This window comes from Clostridium hydrogeniformans DSM 21757 (genome assembly GCF_000686705.1).
Classification (GTDB): Bacteria; Bacillota; Clostridia; order Clostridiales; family Clostridiaceae; genus Clostridium_Z; species Clostridium_Z hydrogeniformans.
The window spans coordinates 1-11,924 of the sequence record NZ_JMLJ01000003.1 but is presented as its reverse complement, the minus strand read 5'-3'; the positions used below and the strand labels follow the sequence as shown (position 1 = coordinate 11,924).

The window sequence follows — 11,924 nt, the reverse complement described above, 5'->3', positions numbered from 1 at the left end:
AGTTTAACCACTAAGAGTATTAGGAATTTAGTATAATACTTTTAGTGGTTTTATTATGTTTTATTTTAGAGCCTTAGTTTTAAAATCAGGCTATATATTATATTTAAAGGTGGGTTATTAAAAAGTTGTCTTAAATTAAATTTTAAAGATTAGGAATTAACATTGTATTCATAATCAAGGATTGAGTATATGAATGAATCCCTTTTTTCTTTTTTAATTAACATATGCAAATGAGTAATTATAAATTAATATTTAAATATTTTTATATTTAACTTAAGGCTTTAAATAGAGGGTATAATTAAGAAATACCATATGAGATTATAAGGAAGTGTATTTAAATGAATAAGAAAATATTAATAGGAGAGATGGCAAAACTCCATAATATATCCACTCAAACCCTAAGATATTACGATAAAATAGATCTTTTTAAACCAAGATATGTAGATAATGAAAATGGATATAGATATTATGATATAGAACAATTTGGACACTTAGATTCTATTATATTTTTAAAAAGATTAGGTATGCCTCTTGAGGAAATTGAAAAATATTTTAGTGATAGAAATTTAAATTTTATGAAGGCGGTTCTTAAGAGCCAAAAGGAAAGATTAGAAAGGGAAATAGAGATTCTTAAAGAGAGAGAAAAAATTATAGATTATAAGCTTAAAATTTTACATATTTATGGGGAAGAAAATAATTTAGATACTTGTTATATAAAGAATATCGAAAAGAGGAATATGATATATCTAAACTTTGAAAAAGATAGGGATATAGTAGAAGTTGAATATGGAATAAAAACTCTTAGCAATATAATAAATGATGAGTTATGCTTATTTAAAGGTATGATAACCTATATATTAGATAAGAATAATATTAATAACAACATATATAAGGAATGGAAATCTTTAGCCTTAGTTTTTCAAGAAAAGATGATGAGATTTAATAAGATGAAGAAGGTAAATGAGGGAACTTATGCAACTATTGCTTTTAAGGGAAATATAGAAGGGGGAAAGAGTTATTATAATAAACTATTAAGATTTATTAAAGAGAAGAATCTTACCATATGTGGAGATGGTTTAATAGTTACCATAAGTGATATAGCTTTTTCATCCTATGAAGAGGACCATATATATGAGATACAAATTCCAGTAAATAAATAAGAATTAGGTTAAAAGAAATTCACATTAATAATATATTAAGACTATTTTAGATAATTAGATAAAGAAATCTTTATTATTATAAAAGAAAAGATTATGGGAAATTTGTAATTTTATTCTCTGTATTATATAATTTACCCAAGTATAACTAAAGGTAAATACTGCATATTTTATAAAAATTATTTACTACCTAAAAGGAGGTGAATCCCTTTAGTTTAAGGGAGATTTATGTTTAAATATATACTTATATTTTGGGCAGCTTTATTTGGATATTTTTTTCTAAGAGTTAAAAAAGGAAATAAAACAACTTAAAATTATTATATATGAACAGTGATTTTTATAAAACAATAAGTGGTTAGGATGGGGTGAAATTATGTCTTTTATAGAAAGAGTAAAAATAATCAAAAAAGAAGTATATAAGTTTAAGAAAGAATATCTTAAGAATAGCATATTAGAATTATTAGAGGAAGATAAAACTTTAGAAGATATAATTAAGCTACATAGTTTTTTAATAGAAAATATTATAGAAATCCATAATGAAGAGGAGGATTTTCATAATAGAAGAATACTAGAAGAGAATATTAATATAAGCAACTGTATTCATGATTTTAACAATTGTAGAAGGGCATATAATACTTATATTTTAAATAAAGTTAAAGAAGTATATTTTATTGGAGATATTCATTCGGATAGTATAAGTATAAAAAGAATCCTAAGTAAAGTGAATTTTTTTAATAAAATTGAAAAGAAAGAAGACTTTGCACTCCTATTTCTTGGAGATTACGTAGATAGAGGAGAGAATCACTTAAAAACCATAGAAATTTTACTTATTTTAAAATACCTTTTTCCTGAAAATATCTTTTTACTTAGGGGGAATCACGATGGTGGATATTTAGAGGAAGAAATATATAAATTAATAGTGGGGAGAAATTCTAATACAACAGATAGAGATTATTTTATATCATATATTTATAACTTGTTAAAAGAAAATAGCTTAGAATTAGACCTATTAAAGTGTTATATAGATTTTTTCCATTCCCTTTCTATAAATGCATTTGTTAAAAGTGAAAAACATGTATACATGGGGGTTCATGGAGGGCTTCCTAGGCCACTTGATAATGAAACTTTTTATAGTCATATAAAATCCCTGAGAGATCTTACAAATGAAAATATTGTAGATTTAATAAATAGAACCATAGTTCAAAACCTTCTTTGGAGTGATCCTAAGGAAGGGGACATAGAGGAAACTAAAAATAAGGGAAGATTTTATTTTTACAAAGAACATTTTAATAGCTTTAGGAAGAGGTTTGGCATATATAAGGTTATAAGAGGACATGAAGCTTATGAGGAAGGATATAAGGAGTTTTTTGAAGGAAAACTTTTATGTATATTTTCTAGTGGAAGATTAACTGATGCAATGGGGAATCAGGTTAATCATGAGACTAACTATAGAAACATAAGTCCTAAGATAATAAGATTATATAAGGATAAAGAGGAGATAATAGCTCTTTAATCTAGGGTTGTGGCAACTGTTATCCACAACCTTTTAAAGGTTGGGGGTGTTACAGCTCTGGTAGCCATCAGATAAAATCTAATTAAAGAAATAAGAGATTTTATAAATATCCTCTATATACTTAAAAATATACAGGATTATGAAAAGTTAATGGATAAAAGTATCCTTATTTAAGGAGAGGTATTTTGAATAAAGAATATTTTTTAAATGAAGTAAAAGAATTAAATAAAGAACAAAAAGAGGTTGTGGAAGCAACGGGAGAAAATCTACTTACTCTATCACCAGCGGGTACGGGAAAGACAAGGGCAGTAGCCCTAAGAACGGCAAATATAATTTTAAAGGGAGAAAATCCAGAAAAGATACTATGTGTTACCTTTACTAATAAGGCTTGTAATGAGATGAAGGATAGAATAATAAATACTGTAGGAAAAGAAGGACAAAGGGTATATGTAAAGACTTTTCATGGATTTTGTTTTGATATAGTAAAAAGCGAAGCTAAGAAAAATACAGATATATCAAGTGATTTTTTGGTTTTTGATGAAGAAGATTGCAGTGAAATAATTAAAGAAATTTTAGGACATATTAAAATGGACCTATTTATGCTAAGTAGCTTTATATATGAAGTTAAACATCATTCTGTAGCTGTAGAGCCTATATATAGAAGTGATATAGAATATGTAACCAAGGACTTTTTAAGTAAAAAAGGAGAAGGATTTTTTAAAAAATTCTCTAAAGGAGAAAGGATAGCCTTTACAAAGGATGCTTTAAGAAAGCGTGGATATGGACTTATAAGATTATATAATTCTATATTAAAAGAAAGACATGGCTTAGATTTTAGTGATCTTGTAATAAATACCTATGAAATATTAGAGGACAGGGAAACTTTAAATAGGTGGAGAGAAAAATTTAATTATATTCAAGTGGATGAAGTTCAAGATACTAGTTTATTAGAGTATGAAATAATAAAGAGGTTAAGTTTAAATAAAAACTTAAGCTTCTTTGGAGATATAAATCAAACTATTTATAGTTGGAGAGGATCCAAGCCTTTTACAATAATAGAAGATTTTAAAGAAGAATTTAAAAATGTACGAGTTATACATTTTAATAAAAATTATAGATCTACACAGGTTATTATAAAGTCATCTAATGAGTATTTAAAAACTATTGAAAGAATATATATGATAGAAGATGATTTGAAGAATAAGGAAATAGTCACAGAGGGAAATAAGATAGGGGAAAAGTTAAAGTACAAGGAGTTTAATACTTTAGAAGAGGAAGGAAACTTTATTTGTAATATTATAGAAAAATATTATAAGGATGATTTAAGTTCAGTAGCAATTCTAACAAGGAATAATAGACTAAATCTTGCCTACTCTAGCATATTAGAAAAAAGAGGTATACCTTCTTTTTTAGTAGAAGAATTTAAATTTTTTAGAAGGAAAGAAATTAAGGATGCTCTAGCCTATTTAAAACTTGCCCTAAATAAATATGATGTAAATAGTATGAAAAGAATAGTTTTAAATTATGTATCAAGGGTAGGGGATAAGACTATTGAATACATAGAGAAGAAGGGAAATAAAGATTTAGGCATAAGGCTTACAGACTTTTTAGAAAGTAGTACCATCTCCTTAGGAGAGCCTTATAGAATGTTATGTGATGCTATATTAAGTGGAGATGTAGTGATATTTGATGTAGAGTCTACAGGAGTTGATATAACAAAAGATGAGATAATACAAATAGCAGCCATAGGTCTTAATAGGTATGGAAGTGTAACTACTTTTGAAGAGTTTATAATACCAAGTAAATCTGTTGGATCTTCAGAAGAGGTTCATGGATTTAGTGATGAATATTTAAAGCAAAATGGAAAGAGCCCTAAGGAAGTTTTTTTAAAATTTTTAAGTTTTATAAAGGATAGGGTTGTAGTAGGCCATAATGTACAATATGACCTTGGAATATTAAATAGTGAACTTAGAAGACTTAACTTAGAGCCATTTAAAATTAAAGGATACTACGATACTTTGGACATAGGAAGAAAACTTTATCCTAATCTTGAAAATCATAAACTTGAAACCTTAAGTAAGGTTCTAAAATCAAATGTAAAACCTAGCCATAATGCTATGGATGATATTTTAGCCACTAAAGATATTTTATTATCTATGGCAAAGAAGCTTAATAGTACCTCTATGGAAAGAATGGCTGTTATGGGGCTTTATAATAAAAGATTTAAGGATCTTAAAGAGCAAATGGATGAATTAAGAGAACTTATGGAGATGGAAAGACCATATAAGGTATTAGAAAAAATTTATGAAATAAGTGGGATTATTGAATATTATAAGAATAAAAATGAAAATAATAGGGTAGAAAATTTAAAGGAATTATATAACTTCTTTAAAAATGGAGATAATTCTCTAGAAAGTCCAAAGGATTCATTAATAAGACTACTTACAATAACTTCATTATCAAATAGTGAAATAGACAGAAGCTTTTCTAAGGAAAAGAAGGTACCAATAATTACAGTGCATCAAGCTAAGGGTTTAGAATTCAAAAGAGTGTTTTTACCAGCCCTAAACAATGGAGTGTTTCCAAGCTTTATGAGTAAAACAAGGGAGGAAATATTAGAGGAGTGTAGGCTCTTTTATGTGGCAGTTACTAGAGCAAAAGAAACCCTATATTTAACTAGACATAGACATAAGTATGAAAGAGAGAATATTAAGGAAGAAGGAAGCAGGTTTTTAAATTATTTAGATAAAGAGTTAATAGAGAGTTTATAGAGAGCTATCTCACAATAAAAAGTGAGATAGCTTATTTTTGTTGTGAGATTAAGAAAATTAAGAAAAGGTAATTTCAAATGATTTTTATAATTTGAAATTGTGGACTCTTTAAAGTAGTTTCTTAGAAGGAGTTATTTCTTATTGGAATAAAGAAAATCTTCCTTAAATAAAAATATTATATATAAAAGATATTTAAGTTTTAAAATAATGATAAAAAAATAACATAAAACTTTAGTGGACGAAAATAATAAAGAAATAATAATAACATAAAAGCTTAGAGTAGGACAGAGAAAATTAGAGGTTTTTAATAAGTTAATAGATATAAAACATTAATTATCAATAGTAAACAATTACAAAAGGTAAGAAGTTATTAATTTAATAAAAAGTAGTAATGGTCTTTACAGAATAAAATAATTGTGATAATATTAACAATATAGAGAGGGAAAACATTAAAGTAATCTTAAAAAGAAGAAAAAATATCTGAAGAATATAAATTATAATTATATTTTTTTAGTATAGATTGTTAGTTATTTAACAAACAATCTATAAGACGAATTATTAATTCAATTAACTACCATATTATAAATAAAGAATTTTAACTAAATAACAGTATTATATAAATAATAGGAGTGAGAATTTATGAGAGTAAATAATGCAGAAACACTTATGAAAAGATTAGACCAAGTAAGAGAGGCACAAAGAAAATTTGCCACCTATACTCAAGAGCAGGTGGATGATATTTTTACAAAGGCCGCCATTGCTGCAAATAATGCAAGAATAGCTTTATCAAAAATGGCTGTTGAAGAAACAGGAATGGGAATTGTAGAGGATAAGGTTATAAAAAACCATTTTGCTTCAGAATATATATACAATAAATATAAGGATGAAAAGACTTGCGGAGTTATAGAAAAGGATGAGGCTTTTGGAATAACAAAGATAGCAGAACCCATAGGAGTAGTAGCTGCAGTTGTTCCAACAACAAATCCAACTTCTACAGCAATATTTAAAGCACTTATTTCCTTAAAAACAAGAAATGGAATAATATTTTCTCCTCATCCAAGAGCTAAAAATTCTACTATAAAGGCAGCAAAAATAGTTCTTGATGCTGCAGTTAAAGCAGGAGCACCAGAGGGAATAATAGGATGGATTGATGAACCCTCTGTTGAATTATCCCAAATAGTTATGAAAGAAGCTGATATAATACTAGCAACTGGTGGACCAGGAATGGTTAAAGCCGCTTACTCTTCAGGAAAGCCAGCTATAGGAGTTGGGGCTGGAAATACACCAGCTATAATTGATGAAACAGCTCATATAAAAATGGCAGTAAACTCAATTCTTTTATCTAAAACCTTTGATAATGGAGTTATATGTGCATCAGAACAATCCATAATTGTTATAAAGGATGTATATGATGAAGTGAAAAAAGAACTTAAGGAAAGAGGAGCATATATATTAAAGAAGGATGAAATAGATAAGGTTAGAAATATAATATTAAAAAATGGAAATTTAAATGCAGATATTGTAGGTCAGCCTGCAACAAAAATAGCTCACATGGCAGGAGTTAAAGTTCCAGAATCAACTAAAGTTTTAGTTGGAGAGGTAAAATCTGTAGAACTTGAAGAACCATTTTCTCATGAAAAGTTATCTCCAATACTTGGAATGTATAAGGCTGAAACCTTTGAAGAAGCTTTAAAAAAGGCTGAAAGATTAATAGAGCTTGGAGGATTTGGTCATACTTCAGTATTATATACCGATCAAAATAGATGTAAGGATAGAATAGATAGATTTGGTTCAACTATGAAGACTGGAAGAACTATAGTTAATATGCCAGCATCTCAAGGAGCTATAGGTGATATATATAACTTTAGATTAGCACCATCATTAACTCTTGGCTGTGGTTCATGGGGTGGGAACTCTGTATCAGAAAATGTAGGAGTTAAACACCTTATAAATATAAAGAATGTGGCTGAGAGGAGAGAAAATATGCTTTGGTTTAGAGTTCCAGAAAAAGTATACTTTAAATATGGTAGTTTAGGAGTTGCCCTTCAAGAACTTAAAGATATGAATAAAAAGAGGGCCTTTATAGTAACAGATAGGGTATTATTTAATTTAGGATATGCAGATAAGATAACTAGTATATTAGAAGCTAATAACATAGAATTTAAAGTGTTTATGGACGTGGAACCAGATCCAACCTTAAATACAGCTAAAAAAGGTGCAGAGGAAATGAAGACCTTTGAACCAGATACAATAATAGCTTTAGGTGGGGGATCAGCTATGGATGCTGCTAAGATAATGTGGGTACTATATGAGCATCCAGAGGTTAAATTTGAAGATTTAGCTATGAGATTTATGGATATAAGAAAAAGAGTATATAAATTTCCTAGAATGGGAGAAAAGGCAGAATTAGTATGTGTTGCAACCTCAGCTGGAACTGGATCAGAGGTAACTCCATTTGCAGTTATAACAGATGAAGAAACAGGATGTAAATACCCACTGGCAGATTATGAATTAACTCCAGATATGGCAATAGTTGATGCAGAACTTATGATGAATATGCCAAGGGGACTTACCTCAGCTTCAGGAATAGATGCATTAACCCATGCCATAGAGGCTTATGTATCAGTTCTTGCATCAGAATTTACCAATGGATTAGCCCTAGAAGCTATAAGACTTATATTTAAGTATTTACCAATGGCTTATAATGAGGGAACAACTAATGTTAAGGCAAGAGAAAAGATGGCCCATGCATCCTCTATGGCAGGAATGGCTTTTGCAAATGCCTTCCTTGGAGTATGTCACTCTATGGCTCATAAACTTGGATCAATGCATCATGTACCTCATGGAGTTGCCAATGGATTACTTATAAATGAAGTAATTAGATTTAATGCTACAGACAGCCCAAGAAAACAAGCTGCCTTCCCACAGTATAAATATCCAAATGCTAAGTGGAGATATGCAAGAATAGCAGATTATTTAAATCTTGGGGGAAATAGTGAAGAGGAAAAGGTAGAGCTTTTAATAAATGCCATAGAAGAGTTAAAGGCAAAGGTTAATATACCAACTACCATAGAAGAGTTTGGAGTATCTAAGGATAAGTTTTATAGCACTTTAGATGAAATGAGTGAGCAGGCTTTTGACGACCAATGTACAGGAGCTAATCCAAGATATCCATTAATATCTGAAATTAAACAAATGTATGTTAATGTATTTTCAAATAAATAATTTTTCTTTGAAAATATAAAAATAAAAATCACACCCGAAATGAATTACAAGACTCACAAAGTGGCTCTACACAATGTTGTAGGGCTTCTTTGTTTCTTAAAATTATTATATTTAGACATAGAATAAGTTTTTTGATATAATAAGCCTTAGTGTTCAATTAAAATATGTTTTTAGAGAGGAAAATGCCAATGATTACAGTAAGTAACATAAGCTTAAGATACGGAGCAAGAAAGTTATTTGAGGAGGTAAATTTAAAGTTTACCCCAGGAAATTGTTATGGTGTAATAGGAGCTAATGGAGCAGGAAAATCAACATTTCTTAAAATACTTTCAGGGGAAATTGAGGCTAACACAGGAGAGGTTATAGTACCTAATAATGTTAGAGTTTCAGTACTTAAGCAAGATCATTATCAATATGATGAATATGAAGTTTTAGAAACAGTAATAATGGGAAATGAAAAACTTTATTCCATTATGAAAGAAAAAGATGCTTTATATGCAAAGGCTGATTTTAGCGATGAGGATGGAATTAAGGCATCAGAACTTGAAGGTGAATTTGCAGAACTTAATGGTTGGGAAGCTGAGGCTGAAGCTTCAATGCTTCTTCAAGGTCTTGGAATAGGAACAGACCTTCATTATAAAATGATGAATGAGCTTAAGGGTGATGAAAAGATTAAGATTCTTTTAGCTCAAGCTTTATTTGGAAAGCCAGGAGTTCTTATTCTAGATGAGCCTACTAACAACTTAGATATAAAGGCTATTAACTGGCTTGAGAACTTTTTAATGGATTTCGAAGGAACAGTAATTGTTGTTTCCCACGATAGACACTTCTTAAATACTGTATGTACACATATATGTGATGTGGATTTTGGGAAAATTAGACTTTATGTTGGTAACTATGATTTCTGGTATGAGTCTAGCCAAATAGTTGCTCAAATGATTAAGGATCAGAATAAGAAGAAAGAGGAAAAGGTAAAGGAACTTCAAAACTTTATAGCAAGATTCTCAGCTAATGCATCTAAATCTAAACAAGCAACTTCAAGAAAGAAGCTTTTAGATAAGATTACCATAGATGAATTACCTTCTTCTTCCAGAAGATATCCTTTTGTTGGCTTTAAACCAGAAAGAGAAGTTGGAAATGATGTTTTATTTGTAGAGAATTTAAGTAAGACTATAGATGGGATTAAGGTTTTAGATAATGTTACCTTTAGAATAGGAAGAGAAGATAAAATTGCCTTTGTAGGTGATGAAATAGGGGTAAGTACTTTATTTAAAATATTAACTGGAGAATTAGAATCAGATGAAGGAACATACAAGTGGGGAGTTACTACATCTAATGCATATTTTCCAAAGGATAACTCAGAATTTTTTAATGACTGTGACTTATCTTTAGTTGATTGGTTACGCCAATTTTCAGAGGAGCAAAGTGAAAGTTATTTAAGAGGTTTCCTTGGAAGAATGTTATTCTCAGGAGAAGAGGCATTAAAAGAGGCTAAGGTTCTATCAGGGGGAGAGAAAGTAAGATGTATGCTATCTAGAATGATGTTGTCTAGTGCAAACATACTTATATTAGACCAACCAACGAACCACTTAGATCTTGAATCTATAACTGCTTTAAATAATGGTCTTATGGATTTTAAGAGCGTAGTTCTTTTTGCATCTCATGACCATCAATTTATACAAACTATTGCTAATAGAATAATAGAGATAAATGGAGAGGGAATAATCGATAAGCAATGTACTTATGATGAATTCCTAAAGGGAAAAGGAATAGAATAGGATTTTTTATAGGATTTTTACTGGAGAGCTAGTAAAAATCCTATTTCTTTATTTTTATAAGTTAATTTATGAAAAAAGCTTAAATTTTAAAATAACATTAGCACAATATAAGATAAATTAACTAAAAAACAACATATTTAAGATGGCATATATCAGGAAGTATTTAATAATTTGTATTTTAAAACATAGAGAATAAATATATAATAAATATATAGGTTATATAGGAGTTTAGTCATGGGAGGGTTAGGTATGAAACATAAAGAAAAGGAAGAAATTGGAGTGAAAGAAGAAGCAGGGGAGATAGTTAGATTTAATAAGGCAAAATCATTGGACCTTTTTTTAGGTATAATATTTATTTTTTTATGTATTAGCTCTGTAATGGGAATGAAAGATGTATCTGCAACTACTGGAAAGTTATCTATAGGAATAGCTATATTTAATGGGTTAATGTCAGTGGTTTCAGGATATTTTGGATTTATGCTCCTACTTAGAGATAAACTAGGATACATAAGACTCGGAAAAGATTGTATAGGATTTAATAAAACTTTTAAAGAAAAAAAGATTTTATTAAAAGATATCTTGAAAATTATAAAAGTTACTAAGAAAGAAAATCTTGTAGCCTATAGAGTTGTAGCTAAGGGTATTATATTAGAAGTACCAATGGAATACTATAAGGAAGAAGAAGTAAATAAAATAAATGCTTATCTAAAGAGTAAAGGGAAACTTTAAAATTACTATAGAATATTTTTTTTCATAGGACATAAACTACAAAAAGAAAGGAGAGTGTCTTATGAATAAAACAAATAATAGTACAGATAAAGGTCAAAAAAGGGTAGAGCTTCAAAATATGCCAAAGGGTAGAGGTTATAAGAGAACAAAACCTAGATATGAAAATTTTAAAGGCGAGCCTATAGAGTAATATGAAGTTAAGAAGGGATATATATTTTCCCTTCTTAATTTTTGTTTAAATTTCAAAAGTAAACTCATCCTAGCGTATCAATAAAAGAAACTTAGAGAAAAATATAGAAATAATCAGTATTGATGGAATAATCACATGTATTTTAGATGTAATGAAATAAAATAGTAGAAGATTTTATATAAAATAAGTCATGTCCTCAAAAATAAGGACTATTGATTTTTGAAAATTAAACAGATTAAGATAAAGAACCAGCAATTCTTTTAACAGTAAATAATTAGCGAAAAGCTAAGATTAAACTTTTAAATTGAGAGTTTGATCCTGGCTCAGGATGAATGCTGGCGGCGTGCTTAACACATGCAAGTCGAGCGAGAGAGTCTCTTCGGAGACAATCTAGCGGCGGACGGGTGAGTAACACGTGGGCAACCTGCCTTGTAGTGGGGGATAGCCCTCCGAAAGGAGGATTAATACCGCATAATATTGCTTTAAGGCATCTTAGAGCAATCAAAGGAGTAATCCGCTACAAGATGGGCCCGCGGCGCATTAGCTAGTTGGTGGGGTAAT

7 protein-coding genes and 1 rRNA gene are annotated in these 11,924 nt (G+C 29.3%); all 8 read left to right on the top strand.

The window, feature by feature from the left end:
• The first annotated feature begins 338 nt into the window (after positions 1 to 338).
• Positions 339 to 1,160, top strand: coding sequence for a MerR family transcriptional regulator (locus BR69_RS0100045; RefSeq protein WP_027631337.1), 822 nt, complete (start codon positions 339 to 341; stop codon positions 1,158 to 1,160).
• Between the two features lie 370 nt (positions 1,161 to 1,530).
• Positions 1,531 to 2,670 carry a metallophosphoesterase family protein gene (locus BR69_RS0100035; protein WP_027631336.1) on the top strand — a complete coding sequence of 380 codons (1,140 nt, stop codon included), beginning with the start codon at positions 1,531 to 1,533 and terminating at the stop codon, positions 2,668 to 2,670.
• Between the two features lie 185 nt (positions 2,671 to 2,855).
• On the top strand, positions 2,856 to 5,441 hold the full coding sequence (locus BR69_RS0100030) for a 3'-5' exonuclease (protein WP_027631335.1): 2,586 nt from the start codon (positions 2,856 to 2,858) through the stop codon (positions 5,439 to 5,441).
• A 639-nt stretch (positions 5,442 to 6,080) separates the two neighbouring features.
• Positions 6,081 to 8,666 carry a bifunctional acetaldehyde-CoA/alcohol dehydrogenase gene (adhE, locus tag BR69_RS0100025; RefSeq protein WP_027631334.1) on the top strand — a complete coding sequence of 862 codons (2,586 nt, stop codon included), beginning with the start codon at positions 6,081 to 6,083 and terminating at the stop codon, positions 8,664 to 8,666.
• Between the two features lie 188 nt (positions 8,667 to 8,854).
• Entirely contained in the window at positions 8,855 to 10,444 is a 1,590-nt protein-coding gene (locus BR69_RS0100020) for an ABC-F family ATP-binding cassette domain-containing protein (protein ID WP_027631333.1), read from the top strand.
• A gap of 249 nt (positions 10,445 to 10,693) precedes the next feature.
• The gene (locus BR69_RS0100015) at positions 10,694 to 11,173 is read left to right on the top strand and encodes a hypothetical protein (protein WP_150112236.1); all 480 of its coding nucleotides are present in this window, start codon (positions 10,694 to 10,696) and stop codon (positions 11,171 to 11,173) included.
• Positions 11,174 to 11,234: 61 nt separating this feature from the next.
• Positions 11,235 to 11,363: a clostri-philic family protein gene (locus BR69_RS22250; RefSeq protein WP_278246071.1), complete on the top strand. Its 129-nt coding sequence runs from the start codon at positions 11,235 to 11,237 to the stop codon at positions 11,361 to 11,363.
• 300 nt (positions 11,364 to 11,663) lie between these two features.
• A 16S ribosomal RNA gene (locus BR69_RS0100005) occupies positions 11,664 to 11,924 on the top strand; the annotation flags it as partial.